Annotated in this window: 16 protein-coding genes; 7 read left to right on the top strand and 9 right to left on the bottom strand. The window is 59.9% G+C overall.

Translation table 11 applies throughout. The annotated features are described in order from the left end of the window. Positions 1 to 66: 66 nt before the first annotated feature. The 4 genes from ODQ19_RS12060 to ODQ19_RS12045 are packed head-to-tail and all read right to left on the bottom strand — an operon-like array spanning position 67 to position 4,693. Positions 67 to 1,329, bottom strand: coding sequence for an efflux RND transporter periplasmic adaptor subunit (locus ODQ19_RS12060; RefSeq protein ID WP_330210128.1), 1,263 nt, complete (start codon positions 1,327 to 1,329; stop codon positions 67 to 69). Next, positions 1,319 to 2,797 (bottom strand): TolC family protein, encoded by a 1,479-nt coding sequence (locus ODQ19_RS12055; protein ID WP_330210127.1) that lies wholly within the window; start codon positions 2,795 to 2,797, stop codon positions 1,319 to 1,321. Before ODQ19_RS12055 ends, ODQ19_RS12060 begins: the two co-directional genes overlap by 11 nt. Next, positions 2,790 to 3,989 (bottom strand): ABC transporter permease, encoded by a 1,200-nt coding sequence (locus ODQ19_RS12050; protein WP_330210126.1) that lies wholly within the window; start codon positions 3,987 to 3,989, stop codon positions 2,790 to 2,792. The genes ODQ19_RS12055 and ODQ19_RS12050 overlap by 8 nt, the downstream gene beginning before the upstream one ends. Continuing rightward, entirely contained in the window at positions 3,986 to 4,693 is a 708-nt protein-coding gene (locus ODQ19_RS12045; protein ID WP_330210125.1) for an ABC transporter ATP-binding protein, read from the bottom strand. The genes ODQ19_RS12050 and ODQ19_RS12045 overlap by 4 nt, the downstream gene beginning before the upstream one ends. 355 nt (positions 4,694 to 5,048) lie before the next feature. On the opposite strand from ODQ19_RS12045, the gene ODQ19_RS12040 reads away from it, so the two are divergent. The 3 genes from ODQ19_RS12040 (at position 5,049) to ODQ19_RS12030 (ending at position 10,086) form a co-directional block, all read left to right on the top strand. Beyond that, entirely contained in the window at positions 5,049 to 5,780 is a 732-nt protein-coding gene (locus ODQ19_RS12040) for a TetR/AcrR family transcriptional regulator (RefSeq protein ID WP_014718925.1), read from the top strand. Between the two features lie 31 nt (positions 5,781 to 5,811). After that, on the top strand, positions 5,812 to 5,979 hold the full coding sequence (locus ODQ19_RS12035; RefSeq protein ID WP_330210124.1) for a hypothetical protein: 168 nt from the start codon (positions 5,812 to 5,814) through the stop codon (positions 5,977 to 5,979). Positions 5,980 to 6,204: 225 nt separating this feature from the next. Next, positions 6,205 to 10,086 carry an Ig-like domain-containing protein gene (locus ODQ19_RS12030; protein ID WP_330210123.1) on the top strand — a complete coding sequence of 1,294 codons (3,882 nt, stop codon included), beginning with the start codon at positions 6,205 to 6,207 and terminating at the stop codon, positions 10,084 to 10,086. 70 nt (positions 10,087 to 10,156) lie between these two features. On the opposite strand, the gene ODQ19_RS12025 is transcribed toward ODQ19_RS12030, so the two are convergent. Both ODQ19_RS12025 and ODQ19_RS12020 read right to left on the bottom strand, forming a co-directional pair. Continuing rightward, the gene (locus tag ODQ19_RS12025) at positions 10,157 to 11,218 is read right to left on the bottom strand and encodes an FUSC family protein (protein ID WP_116665210.1); all 1,062 of its coding nucleotides are present in this window, start codon (positions 11,216 to 11,218) and stop codon (positions 10,157 to 10,159) included. Between the two features lie 139 nt (positions 11,219 to 11,357). Further along, positions 11,358 to 12,974 carry an NADP-dependent glyceraldehyde-3-phosphate dehydrogenase gene (locus ODQ19_RS12020; RefSeq protein WP_330210122.1) on the bottom strand — a complete coding sequence of 539 codons (1,617 nt, stop codon included), beginning with the start codon at positions 12,972 to 12,974 and terminating at the stop codon, positions 11,358 to 11,360. 138 nt (positions 12,975 to 13,112) lie between these two features. Here ODQ19_RS12020 and ODQ19_RS12015 point away from each other — a divergent pair, with 138 nt between their 5' ends. Continuing rightward, the gene (locus tag ODQ19_RS12015) at positions 13,113 to 14,000 is read left to right on the top strand and encodes a Dyp-type peroxidase (protein WP_116665212.1); all 888 of its coding nucleotides are present in this window, start codon (positions 13,113 to 13,115) and stop codon (positions 13,998 to 14,000) included. A gap of 111 nt (positions 14,001 to 14,111) precedes the next feature. On the opposite strand, the gene ODQ19_RS12010 is transcribed toward ODQ19_RS12015, so the two are convergent. Both ODQ19_RS12010 and ODQ19_RS12005 read right to left on the bottom strand, forming a co-directional pair. After that, positions 14,112 to 14,846, bottom strand: a complete 735-nt coding sequence (locus ODQ19_RS12010) for a carbonic anhydrase (protein ID WP_330210121.1) — start codon at positions 14,844 to 14,846, stop codon at positions 14,112 to 14,114. A gap of 123 nt (positions 14,847 to 14,969) precedes the next feature. Then, positions 14,970 to 15,491 carry a DUF3087 family protein gene (locus tag ODQ19_RS12005; protein WP_330210189.1) on the bottom strand — a complete coding sequence of 174 codons (522 nt, stop codon included), beginning with the start codon at positions 15,489 to 15,491 and terminating at the stop codon, positions 14,970 to 14,972. A 114-nt stretch (positions 15,492 to 15,605) separates the two neighbouring features. Here ODQ19_RS12005 and ODQ19_RS12000 point away from each other — a divergent pair, with 114 nt between their 5' ends. Further along, on the top strand, positions 15,606 to 15,785 hold the full coding sequence (locus tag ODQ19_RS12000) for a hypothetical protein (RefSeq protein ID WP_116665215.1): 180 nt from the start codon (positions 15,606 to 15,608) through the stop codon (positions 15,783 to 15,785). A gap of 12 nt (positions 15,786 to 15,797) precedes the next feature. Further along, positions 15,798 to 15,998: a DUF6021 family protein gene (locus ODQ19_RS11995; RefSeq protein ID WP_116665216.1), complete on the top strand. Its 201-nt coding sequence runs from the start codon at positions 15,798 to 15,800 to the stop codon at positions 15,996 to 15,998. A 30-nt stretch (positions 15,999 to 16,028) separates the two neighbouring features. On the opposite strand, the gene ODQ19_RS11990 is transcribed toward ODQ19_RS11995, so the two are convergent. Next, the gene (locus tag ODQ19_RS11990) at positions 16,029 to 16,265 is read right to left on the bottom strand and encodes a DUF6555 family protein (protein ID WP_003192128.1); all 237 of its coding nucleotides are present in this window, start codon (positions 16,263 to 16,265) and stop codon (positions 16,029 to 16,031) included. A gap of 120 nt (positions 16,266 to 16,385) precedes the next feature. Between ODQ19_RS11990 and ODQ19_RS11985 the strand changes: the two genes are divergently transcribed. After that, complete coding sequence (locus ODQ19_RS11985; protein WP_116665217.1) at positions 16,386 to 17,219, top strand: arylamine N-acetyltransferase family protein; 834 nt, start codon at positions 16,386 to 16,388, stop codon at positions 17,217 to 17,219. Positions 17,220 to 17,233 lie beyond the last annotated feature (14 nt).

Here is a 17,233-nt window from a genome sequence, read left to right as displayed (position 1 = left end):
CGTTATCGTTGACGTTTTTCGCGAGCAAGCTCGCTCCTACAGTTAAGGCATACCCGGGATCGAGTGTCAGTGACTGACTTCCTCGACCCTCACAAACCCGGATTTCAGCCCAAACACCTCAACCCCCTGCGGCGTCGATTGCCCAGTGGTCACTTTCACCCGCTGCACCGGTTTATCCATCGCCGCCCGATACTCCACCGTCATGTCCGCCTGGATCGCCTGGCTGGGAATCACGATTGCCTGGTCATTGTTATAAGTGACAATCGTCAAGCGCGCACTCATGCCCAGGCGCACCCGCTGCAACTGCTGGGGCGTCAGCGTGGGGATCGACAAGGTCACCGGAAACTGCGCGCTGCCCTGGCTGTCGCTGGCGATGGCCAGGCCGCTGACCACACTGACTGAACCCGTCAGCCGCTCTCCATCAAAGCCATCGCCCATCACTTCAACGGCCTGACCCTGACGCAACTGGTTGATATCCAGCTCTGAGACCTTGGCCACGATTTTCAAGCGTTCGATATTGGCCAGCCCGAACAGCACCTGGCCCTGGCTGACCTTGCTGCCGGCCTGCACCGGCGCGTTGTTATTGCCGCCACCTTGAGCGGTATTGGTGCTGCCGGGCGCCGGTACTACGATGCCAGAGAAGGGCGCCTTGACCTCCTTGCCTTCGAGCAGTGTTTGCAAGGCTTGGTACTTCACCGTGGCATTGGTCAGCTCCATTTCGGCGATCTGCAGATATTCGCCCTGGCCTTGATCCAGGGCTTGTTGCAGCTCACTGCGCGCCGCCGTCAAGTCCAATTGCTGTTGCTGGGTTTGCTGCTTGAGGTCGTCCAGTTCGTTGCGCGGGATGATGCCGCGCTTGAACAGGTTTTCGCTCTCGGTGAGTTTGCGTTGGGTGTTGCCTGCGGTCATTTCAGCGGTGCGTAAACTGCGACGGGCGCGGCTGACCGTGGGGCTGCTGCCCCAGTCCTGCATTTCCTGCACGGTGCGCCGGGCCTTGAGTTGCGCGGAGAGCGCATCGCGCAGTTGTACTTCAAGCGTCGCTGGGTCCATGCGCAACAGGACCTGGCCGGCCTCGACGCGCTGGCCTTGTTCGACCAGGTTGGCCAGCACATTGCCGTCGAACGGCGCCGTCAGGACGACGGTGGTGTCCGGCTCGATCTTGCCCACCAGGCCGATTTGGTGCACCAGTGGGTCGGGCTTTACGGCCAGCCACTGTTCGCCTGTACCCGCCTGCTCAGCCCCGCTGCGTTGACTGAGCAGGCCGGCGGCCGCGCCGGCCAACAGCAGGATCAAGGCTACGGCCAGCAGCGATTTTTTATTAATAGTCATTGAGGGCAATTTCCCAACTTTCCAGCGTCATGCCCAGGGTCAGATCGAGCTGGGTCTGGGCGTTCAAATAAGCGATCAGCGCATTGAGCTGGGCATTTTCGGCGTTGCGCAGGTCGGTCTCGAAGCTCAGCACCTGGAAGTTGGTGGAGCGCCCGGCGCTGAGCTTTTCCCGCTCGATCTCGATCTTGCGCCGTGACAACTCCACGGCGCGCTTGGAGATTTCATATTGGCGCCAGCGGGTGCCGAGGTCACGCACCACATTGTTTACGTTGCGCTCCAGTTCCTGGCGGGCGTCGGTAATGCGGATTTCCTGGTCCTCCACATTCACCCGCGCACGCACTTCGGCCTGGCGCGTGCTGATATCGCCAATAGGGATTTGCACTTGCACCCCGGCGTAACTGTCCCAGGTGCGGTTATTGTTATGGCCGTCGTCGTTGTCGGTGGCGGCGCGTATCTGGTTGGCCCCGGCGACCAAGTCCACCTGCCAGCGCCCCGAATCCTTGGCGATCACCAGGTTGAGGTCGGCCTGCTGGCTGCCGAGCAGGGCGGCGAGGTATTCCGGTTGCTGGTTTTGCGCGAGGTTGAAGGCCTGGCGTTTGTCGATCTCCATGGGGCTGGCTTCCAGGGCTTCGGTGGCGCGCACCGGTGTCGACAGGTCCAGCGCCAGCAGGCGCAGCAACGCCAGGCGGCTGGTGTCGAGTTGGTTGCGGGCTTCTTCCACGCCCAATTGCTGGGTGGCGATATCGGCTTCGGTCTGGACGATCTCGAACTCGGCCATGCGCCCGGCGCTGATCAGTGCCTTGTTCACCTCCAGCAAGGTCGTGGAGCGCTTGAGGGCTTCCTGGACGATCACCAACTGTTCCTGAGCGCGCAGCAATTCGCGGTAGGTGGCGATGATCTGGCTGATGGTCTGCGCCACGGTGGCCTTGAGGTTCAGGCGGTTGGCCTGCTCGGCCAGGCGCGACAGGCGCAGCGGTGCGGTGGTGGCATCCCAACCGGCCCCGCGCATCAGCGGTTGGATGATCGCCAGGTCCAGGCCGTCGCTGCGGTAGCGGCCGGCGCGGTTGGCATTGTTCAACTGCTGGGTCCAGGCCATGCTCAAGCGCGTGCCGTATTCGCCGAGCAGGCTGCTGGTGGGCGCGACGTTGGCGTTGCGCGCATTGTCTTGGGAGCCGCGAGTGCTGCGGTAATAGCTGTTGAGGGTGAGCTTGGGGTTGAACACGTCTTCGGCCACGCGCAGGTCGAACTTCTGCGCCACCCGTTGCAGGTAGGCGCTACGAATCGCCGGGTTATTACGCAGGCCCAGGTACACCGCGTCCCCCAGGGTCATGGTAGTAGCTTGGGCGTTCAGCGAGACGCTACGCTCGTAGCCGCTGCGGGTGGTGCTGGGTGCCTGAGGGGTGATCACCACGTCGGCGGCCATGCCCGGCAGGCTGGTCAGCATGAGCACTAGCAGGTACTTATTCATCGCGCAGGGCCTCAACCGGTTGCAACCGTGAAGCCGACACCGCCGGGTAAATGCCAAAGAACAACCCCACCAGCAACGTGCTGCCCACGCCCAGGGGCAGGGCAGCTACTGCCAAGGCAAAGGCCCAGCCCGACAGCCACGCATACATCCAGGCGGCAGTCATGCCCAGGACTGCGCCGCACAGTGCCCCCACGGCGGTGAGGGTGACCGCTTCGAGCAAAAACAGATTACGGATGTCCCGCTGGCGTGCGCCCAAGGCCATGCGGATGCCGATCTCACGGCGGCGTTCCGAGACGTTCATCAGCATCACGTTCATCACCCCGACACCGCCGCCCACCAGGGAGATTGCGCCGAGGGCCAGCAGCAGATAGGCGAAGGTGCGGCTTTGGCGGGTCATGCCATCGATCATTTGCTGAGGTACTGTGATGTCGACGCTATGGTCGGTGAGCTGGGGTTGCAGCGCGGCGGCGGCATCCCTGGCGATACGTTCTATGTCCTGTCCCGGCGCTGCGCGAATGATCAGGTTGTTGATCTGCGGGTTGGCGTAGATGCGGCGCATGCCCTCGGCGGGAATAAACAACGATTCGTTGGCTTGCACCGGCATCAGCATGGCCCTGGGCTGGTTGTGCAGGATGCCCACCACCAGAAACAGGTAATCGTTGATACGCACACGGTCACCCAATTGCAGCGGGTCGCCCGGCGCACCGAGGGCCTGGGCGAGCTGGTCGCCGATGACCCCGTAGGTTTCGTTGGCATCGAAGGGTGACAGGAAGCGTCCCTCACGCAGCGCCAGGCGCATGGCGTCCTGGATACCCGCAGTACTGCCGACAAAACTGGCATTGGTGGTTCGCCCATGAAACACGATGGGCCCGCTGAACAGGCTGAGCGCGCCGATATGGGCAATGCCTGGCACTGCCTGGCGCACCGCGTCGAGGTCGAGCTGAGTGCGCATCGGCACGTTGCTGCTGCCCTTGGGTGGGAACTGGGCGATGAGGGTGTCGGTACCCATGTCCTTGAAAATCATCGCCGCATCCACTGCTGCGTTGTGGCCGATATTGATCAGCGCCACCACCGAGGAACTGCCGATGACGATCCCCAGGAGCGCCAGGATCGAGCGCTTGCCCAGGGTACGCAGGCTGATAAAGGCTTCGTGCAGCAACTGGCTGAGGCTCTGCTCGACCCGCAGGCTCATGGGCGACCGGCCTCATGCACCACGCCGTTGCGCACCAGGATCTTGCGCTCCAGGCGCTCGGCAATGTGGGGGTCGTGGGTGACGATGATCAGCGTCACCTGTTGTTCGCGGTTGAGGTTCAACAGCAGGTCCATGATCTCTTGGGCGGTGGTGCTGTCGAGGTTGCCGGTGGGTTCGTCGGCCAAAATCACCGAGGGGTTGCCTACCAGGGCGCGAGCAATGGCCACACGTTGGCGCTGGCCGCCGGAGAGGTCGGCGGGGCGGTGGTGGGCGCGGTCGGCGAGGCCGACTTGTGCGAGCATGCGCTGGGCCTGTTCCACCGATTCATGCCGCGACACGCCGCGATAACTCAAGGGCAGTGCGACATTGTCCAGGGCGCTGAGGCGGGGCAGCAGGTTGAAGCTCTGGAACACGAAGCCGATCTGCTGGTTGCGGATCGCCGCCAGCTCATCGGGGGTGGCGTTGAAAATATCGTGGCCGGCAAAGTGGTATTGGCCGCAGTTGGGCAGGTCCAGCAGGCCGAGGATATTGAGCAGGGTGCTTTTGCCGGAGCCGGAGGCACCGAGGATGCCGCAGCTGTCCCCGCTGGCGATGGACAGGCACACATCATTGAGAATGCTCAACTCTTGCCCGGCGAGCTGATAGCGCTTGCCGATGCCTTGCAGGGAGATCAAACCTGGGTGCGCGGGGGTCTGTGTCATCATGACTACGCCTGCAGTCTCGACGGTGCCGCCTTGCTCCCGGAAAACCCTTGTAACAAGTTCGGAAGCTGGCTGTACGCGTCACGGACTGGTTTTATTTCTTGTTTTTAAAATATTGTTTGAATAGTAACTGCCTTCCTGGCGCTTCGCCAGCCGTTGGGGTAGAGCGGTTTTACCGTTTGAAGCGATTTTCTCGCCGTGTATCAGAGGCGCGTGAAAATCCCTCGACTTGCCTCAAAAGCCCGGCGATAAAGGCTTTGCAAGATATGGCGGAGTGTCACTACTTGCTTTCGACGGGCCGCCCCGGTATAAAAAATCAAATTATTTTTTAAAACAATATTTCCGCCGTGGAACCCATATGGTCGCGAAGAAACTCAGCGCTCCAAACGTTACCAAGACTCGACTGCTGGATGCGACAGAGGCTCTTTTCATCAAGTACGGCTACGACGCTGTGTTGCTACGGCAGATAACCGAACGCGCCCAGGTCAATCTGGCGGCGGTGAACTACCACTTCGGGGACAAGGACTCCCTGATGAAAACCCTGCTGATGCAGCGCCTGGAGCCGCTCAACGAGCAGCGCCTGGAACTGTTGGCGCGCTGTGAAGCCGAATCCGATGGCCCACTGGACTGCGACACGCTGCTGGGCGTGCTGTTTGCCCCGGCCATGGGCCTGGAGCGCAGCGACCCGGCCAGCGGGGAAGGGCGCTCGTTCATCCGCTTCCTGGGCCGGGTCTACAGCGACACGTCGCCGTTCATTCAGGAATACCTCAAGGTGCATTACCAGCCGGTGTTCCAGCGTTTCTTCGAGGCCTTCGCCCTGGCCTTGCCGGATTTGCCGCGTAATGAGCTGGGGGTGCGCCTGCAATTTGCCCTCAAGGCCATTTCCGGGGTCATGGCTGGCACCGAACTGCGCCTGCTGATGAACTCCATGAGCCTGGGCCGCCCGGCCACGGATGCCGAGGTGATGGCCAAGCTGATCACGCTGGTGTCGGCGGCGATTCGGGTGCCGCAGCAGAGTGCAGAGGCCGAAACGGCGTTGGCGAAGGTGCTGGATACCCAGCGCGCCATTCGCGAACAAGCCACACGCTGAAGCCAATCCCCAAACCCCTGTAGGAGCGAGCTTGCTCGCGAAAAACGTCAACGATAACGCGGGCATTCTGGTTAACCGCGCCGTCATTACGTTCTTCGCGAGCAAGCTCGCTCCTACAAAAGCGGGGCGTTTTCCAGCGCCAAAAAGCAGGCAAAAAAAAGCCCGCTGGGGCGGCGGGCTTGATATGCAACGTTTGTAACGGATGAGGCTTCACACTACGTTCCGGCTTGTGAATAAATCGTGAAAAATATGTAAGAAGAAGTGTGAATGTACGGACATTGTATTAACGGCACTTTTGAGTGATTCACCGCCACTCGTCGCCACTGTCAATTCTCACAGCTAGACACCCCTGACTCGTAGCGATTTGATTTCCTGGCCGACACGCACCACTCCGCGTACGTGTCCTCCTACCAGGAGTGTTCTTATGTCTGACTATCCTCTTGATCCCGGCAGTGCTCGCGACCCGTCTATCACCGACGACGCTTCGTTCCCGGTCGCCTGTCTGCCCCACCAGAGAGAGTCTATTGTCGCCGGCCCACAGCGCGTGGAAGACCTGGACCATCCTTATTCCGCATATCCCGCTATACCTCTTCGGCATGTGCCCGGCGAAGTTGCGGTTTATGGTCTGGGCATCCGCCATGTGCGCCCTTATGCGCTTTATTCACTGGAGAGGTGGACCAGTCAGAGTCCTAATGACTACTTCGCCATTTACTTTGACGACCTGAATAATGCGGCCGCTGACGATCTTGTTGAGGATACCTCTCTGATTCGCCAGAACCTGGCGATTCCCGAGGAGCGTATGCCGGAGGGTGAGGTGGTGACCTATGGTCGAGTACTGCGGGCAGGCAGCGGGACCGAAAGCACCTCACCCCAGCAGATTATTCTGATCAAGACCACCCGACCGGGTGGCACCGATACCGACCCTGGCAGCCCTTGGCATACCGGGTTGGTCATGGAAGTCGAAGGGTTCCCCGAAGGAGCGACCCTTCGCCTGGAGCACGTTGGCCTCGGCGTGTATTGCCTGATTGAAATGTACGAAAACCCCCGCAAGAACGATGTGATCGAAATGTCCTGGGATGGCATTTTTGTACTGCATACCGTCACTTCCGATGAAGCGGGCGGAGCGGGGCCGATCCGTGTATTTGTAGATAAGTCGATCATTGCGCAGGGCGGACAACGGGGCACATTGACCCTGCGTTTTCGGGTGCGGGATGTGGTGGAGAACTTCTCCGGCGAAAAATATCAGTATTCCAAACCCTATTTCCTCAACGCAGAACTGGACCCCAACCTGTTGGACGCGCCGATTTTTCTGGTGGATGACCAAGAGCTTGAATCCCGACAGATCGACTTCGACACCCAGAGCGGCTCGACCTTCGAACTCGTCGTCCTGACAGACCGGCAGTTTCCAGCGCCCAACCCCAGGTATGAGATCACCGTTACCTTGCTCTGCACGCGGGACGACGGCACCAGCGAAACTATCCTGTTGGGGCCTGTGCCTGATTTGAACCGGGGGTTTACCTATATTCCCATCGATAACGACATCATTGCGCAAGTCGTCGGTGGCTCACTTCGGGCGTCATTTTCCTGGCAAACCGATGCGCCGCTACCGCGCAAGTCCGGCAGCATCACGATTACCGTGGTCGGCACCAAGGTTTCAATGCCCGCACCCAGCGTCAGCCCTATCGAACTGGGGTTGATTCCGGCAGGTGAGGACATCACCGTCACCATCCCTGCCTACGAGCCGCACGACCCCGGCTGGCTGGAAATGCTGTACATCACCCATGTACCGCCGGGTGGAGGTAGCGCGATTATTCTTAGTAAAAAACAGTACGCCGGTTCGCAAGGCGGCACCTACCCGGTCACTGCAGCCGAGCTGGAGCAATTCAATGGGCGGGGTGAAATCCACATTTATTACACCACCAATGATGGCGCCGCCCATGTTTTGGGGGGCGGTGCATTGGCGACTCGTCAATCTGCGATGCTCGGGGCGCAAATCGGTGAGCGCATTGCAGACATGCCGGCGCCACGCTTGCAGGGCACTATTGGTAACAACGTGGACCCGGCTGACGTGCCTGGCAGTGACGTGCTGGTCACCTTTACCTACCTGGGCACTCAGGACCGCGACCAGATCCACTGGTCTTGCATTGGCTCGGGCCTTGGCGGCTCCGCCAGTGGCACCTTCATCATCAACCCGGCAACCGCTGGCAGGGAGCTAAACTATCCAGTCACCCGCGACATTCTCGATAAAAACATCAACGGCAGCTTGCGCATCTCCTACAGCCTGGAGCGCGCGGGGCCGCCGAAAATAGTGTTGCGTTCAGAAGTACTGATGCTCACCGTGGGCAAAAGTGTGGAGTTGGACCGGCCGATCATCGAGGGCGCCTCGATCTCTCCCGATGAACTCAACCCGTTGGCGGCAGTGCATGGCACACGGGTGATCGTGAAAGTTCGGCCGATGCTGGACACTGACCGTTTTACCGTGAATTGGATCACTGCTGATCATCACGGCAGCTTCGCAGATAATGTCGATGGCAATTCCACTACCCATGAAGTCAGCGTGTGGGTCGATGCTCGCACCATCGCCCGCGGGATCCGTGAGGGCGGCAATACTATCAATGTGCAATATCACTTCCATCGGGGCACGTTCCTTTATGAATCCCTGATAGTCCCCCTGCGGCTGCTACCGCTGACCGGGCTGCCGACGCCGACTATCGAAGGCATCAGCGGGCCGATTCTGGACTTGTCACAACTGAGCCCCACCGCGCGGACCTACATCCCGGTGTGGAGCTTCATCGATGCTGATCAATTAATGTGGATGACGTTTGAAAGCGAAGGCGCTGTCATCGAAGACACCTACACCGCCAATGAAGTAACGCCCGATGGTGTGCGCAATGGGATCAACCCGCCCACCCCCGTTGACAAGATCAAGCTGCTGGAAGACGGCGTGGATTTGACGATCAAGTTCTGGGTCAGCCTGGCGGAACACCCAGACAAGAACACCGCCGTGCTGTTCGGTGTTCGCCATTACACCATCCAGGCACTGCCGGGTGTATTGCCCCACCCGTTCATCAATGGCACCACCGACACCGGGCCGAACGTGACGGTGGACCCGCTGCCGATTGAGCACAATACGACGCTCACTGTTCGCTACACCGGTATGAGTGGCCAAGATTTCATCACGATTTGCTGGTTTTTTGCCGACGGCACCTTTTATTCAACCAGCCAGAATGGGCTGGATGGAGGCACGGTGGTATTCAACCTGACCTCGGCCAAGGTCTTGCACCGCAGTGTGAACAGTACGGTGTGCTTGAAGTATTCGGTGAAGCGCCCGGGTGTGGCGGACCCGATTCCGTCAGAAGTGCAGACGGTAAAGGTCAATACCATTCCTGCTGTCAGTTTGCCGCAACCACGGATCAATAATATTGCACCCGGTGGCGTTCTGAACTTGAACAGCTTCACAGGCAGTGCCTTGGCATCAGTCGTCAAGTGGCCTTTGAGCTCAGTGCCAAATCGTGCGTGGCTCACCTGCAGCAGTTCGGGAGTGTCACCGCTTCATGTACTCACGGCTAACGGCGCGTTGATCACCTCAACAGAGGCTGCCAATGGCCTCGCGAACAAAGCCGTATTACGCAGTTGGCTGGAGGCATTACCCAACAACAGGCAGATAACGATAACCTGTGAAGTGGAGTTTGGCGGTAATACGAATAAAGCGCGTGCTGTCGTATTTCCTACCACGTCATACACTGCTGCCTATCCAGCCTTGTCTATTAATACAGCCACGATGACGTTGAATGGAGTTGCGTATATCGTGACGGGTTGGCCAAAGAGAGCCGAGTACGCCGGGAATACGCAAACCCGAGTGGCAACAGGTGGTCGGCCTCCTTATACCTACACCTCCCAGAACTCGTCCGTGGCGACGGTCACATCAACAGGGTTTGTGTCTGGGATGCGTAACGGCAGTACGAACATTGTTGTCACTGACAGGGCGGGTAACCAAGTGTCCTATGCCGTCAGCGTCAGTAACGTATGGCAAGTACGTGAAGACCGTCGCGGAATGGACTGGGGCGGTGCGGTCAATTGGCGAAAGTCCCTGCCTGGTGCTGTCGGCTTTTCCGGCGAGGCTATACGCTTCATGGGCAACGCTTATGGTTGGCCACTGCCGGTGCCTTATGACTCTTGGTATTGGGTATGTACGGAGCCTCAGTGCGACGCCTTTACCGGAGTACTCTGGGACTCCATCGACCCAGAAGTCGTTTGGTGTAATCGAAAGCAGGCGGTTGGATGGGCTTGGTGCTTGCAACCTTGAATAGCAGCGTTTTGTAGAAAAACGTGAAGCAGGTTCATGGGGTTTTAGGACCTGCTTCTCTTGGGTACAACTAAATTTTCCAATGTAATGAGCTTTTCAAAAGCTGCTCGCGCATTCCGTCCACAGTGGCGGTCAGTTGCAGCGTCAATAGTCGATAGCCGTCCAAGCCATTGTGCACTTGGCCCTCCAGCAGTACGGCATTCGGCGCGACATTGCCTGGGCGCTCCAACCGCTCCGTCACCCCCGACTTCAACGCCCGCGCCATCCCCACCAGTTGCACCCGAATCTGCCGATGCTCGGCCTTCAACATCACCCGCATCCGCGCCGTTGCTTGCTCATCGCGCGGGTCTGGCCGGGTATTGCCCAGAATCTCCAGGGTGCTGATGCACAGGCGCAGGTGCCGCTGGATCGCATCCAGTTCAGTCATGGAAATCCGCACTTCCTTGGACACCGACGGCATCAACGAACGCAGTTGCACCATCGCCCCGTTCAAGCGGTTGAGCAGCTTGAGGTGTTCATCGTCGGTGACCGATTGGCCATTGATGATCCGGCTATAAATCTGCGCGCAGTCACGCAGGGCGCTGGCCAGGTTGTAGCGCCACGAATACACGGCGTACAACGGCAAGGCAAAGGAAAACGCCAGGGCCAGCACAATGCCGATCAGGATATCGACCGTGCGCCACAGGCCATCGGAGATCGGGTTGTCGCCGTGGCCGGCAACGATAAACACCGTGATCGCTGACAGCAGCGCGATATAACCGCCCTTGCCGATGGCATGATAGGAAAAGAACCCGCACACCACCGACATCAGCAGGTAGGTGAGCAACGGCAGGCCGAAGTACGCCTGTTGCACCACCAGCAGCAAGCCGACGCTGGCGCCGATCAAGGTGCCGTAGGCGCGCTCGACGGCTTTCTTGCCGATATTGCCATGGTGCTGCAACCCGCCGATGACGATCAGCATGGTCACCGACGCCCATTCGCCGTGGGGCAGGTTGAGGCCGGTGGTCAGCAGAATGGTTGCCAGCAAACCCACCGATACGCGCGCGGCGTGGATCAGCTTGGCATGGCGAAAGCGGCGGTAAGGGTCGAGCAAGGGGCGCAGCAGGCGCCGGGCAAAGAAGGGCAGGTTCATCAGTCTTAAAGTGGCCTCAAATGTATGAATGTGCTCGATCCAATGTGGGAGCTGGCTTGCCTGCGATAGCATCACCGCGACCTGACTGAAAGACCGAGGTGTCGGCATCGCAGGCAAGCCAGCTCCCACACGGTTGGTTTCAGAAGATGTAGTCGGTAGTCAGGAAGCTCGAATCGCGATTACGCAAAATATCGCTGACCAACGCCTTGTTACTCTCCTGGAACTTGGTCGCCACCAAGGTACGGATCGAGAACACGCGCAAGGCGTCATGTACCGAAAGCGTGCCCTCGGCCGAGTTCTTGCGCCCGTTGAACGGGAAAGTGTCCGGCCCACGCTGGCATTGGGCGTTGATATTGATGCGGCCCACCTGGTTGGCGAAGGTGTCCACCAGGCGTCCGACTTCCACGGGGTTGGTACCGAAAATGCTCAATTGCTGGCCGAAATCCGAGTCCAGCACGTAGTCGATCACGGTTTCCAGGTCGCGGTAGGGCACGATCGGCACCACCGGGCCGAATTGCTCTTCGTGGTAGACGCGCATCTGCGGGGTCACCGGATATAGCACCGCCGGGTAGAAGAACGAACCACGGCTGCTGCCGCCCTCGGCATTCATCACCTTGGCCCCATGCCGTGCGGCGTCGGCCACCAGCTCGTTGAGGTAATCCACCTTGCCCACTTCCGGCAGTGGCGTCAGCGCCACGCCGTCTTCCCAGGGCATGCCTGGCTTGAGCGTCGCGAGTTTGGCGTTGAATTTCTCGATAAAGCTATCGACGACATCTTCATGCACGAACAGGATCTTCAACGCCGTGCAACGCTGGCCGTTGAACGACAGCGAACCGGTGACGGCTTCACTCACTGCGTTGTCCAGCTCCACTTCGGGCAGCACGATGCCAGGGTTTTTCGCATCCAGGCCCAGCGCAGCGCGCAAACGGTGCGGCTTGGGGTGCAGTTTTTTCAAATCACTGGCGGCCTTGTTGGTGCCGATAAACGCAAAGATGTCGATCTTGCCGCTGGCCATCAGCGCGCTCACGGTCTCGCGGCCGCTGCCGTAGATCACATTGATCACCCCGGCCGGGAAGCTGTCGCGGAAGGCTTCCAGCAAGGGGCGAATCAACAGCACACCCAGCTTGGCCGGCTTGAACACCACGGTATTGCCCATGATCAAGGCCGGGATCAGCGTGGTGAAAGTCTCGTTCAGCGGGTAGTTGTAAGGCCCCATGCACAACGCCACGCCCAGGGGGACGCGGCGGATCTGGCCGAGGGTATCCTGCTCCAGTTCAAAGCGGCTGCTGCGGCGGTCGAGTTCCTTGAGGGCATTGATGGTGTCGGTGATGTAGTCGCAGGTGCGGTCGAATTCTTTCTGCGAGTCTTTGAGGTTCTTGCCGATCTCCCACATCAGCAGCTTGACCACCGCATCGCGCTGTTCGCGCATGCGCCGCAAAAACGCCTCAACATGCTGGATCCGCTCGACCACCCGCATCGTCGGCCATGCACCCTGGCCACGGTCGTAGGCGCGCACGGCCGCATCCAGGGCGGTGAGGGCAGTCTCGGCATCCAGCAACGGCGTGCTGCCGATGTGTACACGCTCATCACCCAGTTGCACCGGGCTTTGCACGCGGGCGAGCGGGCCGTTCCACAGCTGCAACTGGCCATCGACCAGGTATTCACGTTGCTCAATGGGCGCCGCCAGGCGGAACTGTTCAGGAATTTGCGCGGTGGAGGTGGGAAACAGCTGGGCGAGCAGGTTGCTGGTGGTCATGTCGCTACCCCTGGAATAGTTGCAAAACATGACTAGAGAGTCACCCAACACGCGGCTCTAACGCAAGGCTTGCGCGCATTCTTGTTCGCAGTGCGGTGTACGCCGGGTAAACTGCGCGGCTTTTCAGAAGGAGTTCACATGAGTCAGTACCAGCCGGGCATTCTTGCCGCACCGGTGCCTTTGCAGGCCCGCCATCTGTTTTTCGCCCTCGATTCGTTGCAAGCCGTGCCCGCTGCGCTGGACGCGCTGGTGCAGTTGACCGATGCGGCGGCCGTGGTGGGGTTCGGTGAGCCGCTGGTCAAGGCGCTGGGTGCCCAGATCCCAGGGCTGCGCTCATTCCCGGCCGTCAGCGGCCCTGGCGCTCACAACCCGTCGACTCAACAGGCGCTGTGGGTATGGTTGCATGGGGTGGATCGCGGTGAGTTGTTGCTGCGCAGCCGGTCCGTCGAAAAAGCGCTGGCTCCGGCGTTTCGTCTGGTGCAATCGACTGAAGGTTTCCGCTACAAGACCGGCTTTGACCTGACCGACTATGAAGACGGCACCGAAAACCCCCACGACGATGCCGCCGTGGAAGCCGCGCTGACCGACAGCGGCGCCAGCTTCGCTGCTATCCAGCAATGGCAGCACGACCTTGACGGTTTCGCCGCGTTGCCTGCCCAGGAGCGTGACCACATCATTGGCCGCCGCCATGGCGATAACGAAGAACTCGACGACGCCCCCGAGTCGGCCCATACCAAGCGCACTGCCCAGGAAAGCTTCACGCCGGAAGCCTTCGTAGTGCGCCGTTCCATGCCCTGGGCCGAAAATGGCCAGGCGGGGCTGATGTTTCTCGCATTTGGTCATTCTTTCGATGCGTTCGAAGCGCAGTTGCGACGCATGAGTGGGTTGGAAGATGGGATTGTCGATGGCCTGTATCGCATCAGCACGCCGTTGACGGGAGGCTATTACTGGTGCCCGCCGCTGAAGGACGGGCGCCTGGACCTGGGCTTGGTTTTTGAAGCGCCGCTTGCTTTAAACGATCATTAACTCTATGTAGGAGCGAGCGTGCCCGCGAAAAACGTCAACGATAACGCGCGCCGCCTGAATCAACGCGGCGCCTTCGCGTTTTTCGCGAGCAAGCTCGCTCCTACAGAAAGCTTAACCGAGCACTTTCACCTTGCCGCTGTGCAGCTTGTACACGCCGCCGACGATCAACAGTTTTCCCGCCGCGACCGCATCGGCCAGCAGGCTTGATTCAGTCATGAGTCGCGCCATGGTGTCGGTGACATTTTGTGCAATGGCGTTTTCCAGCAGATCGCCGGGCGCTTTCAATACCTTGTTCACCGAGGGTTTGAAGGTGTCGGCCAAGCCCTGGATCTTGCCGGGGAACCGGGCGTTATCCTTGACGGCCTTGACCCCTGCCGCGACGGCGCCACACATGTCGTGCCCCAATACCATGATCACGGGCGTGCCCAATACCGCTACGGCATATTCGAGGCTGGCGAGCCCGCTATCGGTGACGAAATTGCCCGCCACGCGTACTGCGAAGAGGTCGCCGAGGGCGGTGTCGAAGGCGTACTCGGGAGCGATCCGCGAATCGGCGCAACTCAATACCGCGACAAACGGATTTTGCCCGCCCACCAACGCTTCGCGTTCGCTCATAAAATCGTGACGCTTGGTCACTCCGTCGGCGTAACGCTGGTTGCCTTCCATCAGTCGCTGCAAGGCAAGCTGTGGGCTGAGGTCGTTGGTGGGCTTGGGCAAACTCGCGGGGGGCGGGGCTGCGTGCGCCAGGGAGGGCATTGCGCCGACAAGCAGGGTTGCGCCTGCACTGACGGCAGCCAGCCGCAGGAAGTTTCGTCGGTCTTTTATAGAGGGGGGGCGATCGCACATAGGCAAAGTTCTCAGGCGCGTTTAGAGAGGGAGGTGCCTAGAGTGGGAATGACCGCCTTGAAATGATGTAAGAATTTTCTAGTTTTTCAGTATGTTACTTGTAAACCAAGACGTCGCCCGGACTTATGCGCTTTTCAGACTGTCCAGCCAGGCCGGGTCCAACCGGGGTTGCGCGATATCGATACCCAGCGCCTGCATCTTTGCCTGGTGGGCTTGGATCTCGCCCACCAGTTGCGCCTGGGCGCTGGAGTTGGCGTCCAGCTCGTGCATCTGCGTCAGCCCCAGGTGATAAAAGCGCAACAGCTTGATGGCTGCCGGGTCGTTGGCCTGCACCCGCTCGCTGACCTTGTGCATGACATTGGTCACGCTCATCAGGCTGCGCTTGAGTTGCCAGCCATACACCGCTGGCGCCAACCAGGGCTGGCTCCAGAACGGGCCACGCACCAGTGCGACCGTGATCAACACCCCGGCGAATACGCCGCCGACATTGAAGCGAAAATTGTCACCGCCAGGCTCACCGAACAGCATCACCGCCAGGCTCGACAGCAGCATGGCCAAGGCCAGGAACAGCACCGCCACGATCAACGTGCTACGGCGGGTCTGTTGGCGATAGGCAGCGGGGTCGCAGGGTTTGAGCTCGAACATCCGGGGCAGGTCTCCAAAAAGGGCGGTCATCTTCTCACGCTTGGCGCAATGAAGTTGAACGATGGCGCAGGGCGGTTTCTCTAAAACGGTGAACCCCCCATGAGGTCAGCCATCATGCCCGACTACAAGCAGCCACCGCCTGGTACACCCGACCCGCACCGCACCCCCGGTGAAGAGGAGCGCGACAACGATGCGTTGCGCCCCAATGACCCGAAAGAGCGGGGCCCGGACGATGATGTGCAGCACGTCGAAGAAGACCTGGAAAACCTCCACGACAGAGCCCGTCCGCTTTAGCAGGAGAATATGATGAACAAATCTACCGATGGTCCCTCTTCCAACGAACACGCCAGTGGCAAGGATGAACTTGGCTTCGACCCGGACTCGCCGGATGTAGCCGACCCACAGGTCGATCCCATCGGCCCGGCTATTGCGCCGTTGGACAAAAAGGACGACGAGACAGCGAAAAAAAAGCCGCCCTACGATCCGTTGGGCGACTTGAAGCAATGAACCGAGCCCCGCCTGTGTGCGGGGCTTTTTTTACCTGGGCGGGGACCAGCTGACGTCGCTGATACCGTACTTTTCCGCCCAGGGCCGGGTGGTTTTTTTCACCTGCTCGTGACCCACGCGACCGATGCGGCTGACATGGGCAATGTCGGCATCAACGGCCGCCCAATGCCAGGCCTCGGCATTGTTCATCACTTCGGCGCGCACCACGAAAGACTTGGGTTTACCGTGTAGCTGATAGTGGACGGTGTAGATTTTTGCGGTACTCATGTTGCCTCCCTGTCTTGTTATAGATGGATAGGCCAGCGTTCTAAAAGGTTCATTCAAAATGACAACGTACGCAGTGGCGCGGCATAGTGACGCTCTTGCCCTGCGCCCGAGGATCGCGCCATGCACACACTCGCCAATAGCCGCCTGTACCTGCAACGCCTGGGCTATGCCTCGCCACCGCCGCCCACCCTGCAAACCCTGCGGGACTTGCAACTGCGCCATGTGTGCAGCTTTGCCTTTGAAAGCCTGTCGACCTTGATGCATGCACCGGTGCCGATCGACCTTCCCAGCGTCGAGCGCAAGGTGCTGCACGAGGGGCGCGGCGGCTATTGCTACGAGTTGAACCAGCTGTTCCTTGCCCTGTTGCTGGAGCTGGGCTTTGACGCCCGTGGCATCACCGGGCGTGTGGTGATCGGCGGCCCACCGGACGCCCACACCGGGCGCACCCATCGCTTGAGCCTGGTGACCCTTGACGGCGTGCGCTATATCACCGATGTCGGTTTTGGCGGCATGGTGCCCAGCAGCCCGTTGCAACTGGACAACGACGCCCCCCAGGCCACCGCTCATGAGCCTTATCGCCTGACGCTCAATCACGGCAGCTACACGCTCTGGGCGCAGGTGGGTGAGGAGTGGCGCGGCCTGTACGTGTTCGATCTGCAAACCCAGGCAGACATCGACTATGAAATCGGCAACTGGTACGTCTCCACGCACCCTGGTTCACCGTTCTTGGGGCAGTTGAAAGCCGCGCTGCTTGCGCCCGGTAAGCGTCATACCTTGGCCAACGCCCGCTATGCACTTCATTATCTGGATCGACCCAGCGAAAAGCGCACACTGAAGAGTGCCGATGAGTTGCTGGGGCTGTTGCGCGACACCTTCGGCATTCGGCTGCCGGATCAGCCTCAACTTCGTGAAGCCGTTGAACACCTGATCCGTATGAATCCTGAAGAGTCTTGAGATAGAGCCTTCGC

The sequence above is a fragment of the Pseudomonas sp. AM4(2022) genome (genome assembly GCF_036346515.1).
Taxonomy (GTDB): domain Bacteria; phylum Pseudomonadota; class Gammaproteobacteria; order Pseudomonadales; family Pseudomonadaceae; genus Aquipseudomonas; species Aquipseudomonas paracarnis.
The sequence above is the reverse complement of the archived record's forward strand: the minus strand, read 5'-3'. Positions and strand labels throughout refer to the sequence as shown.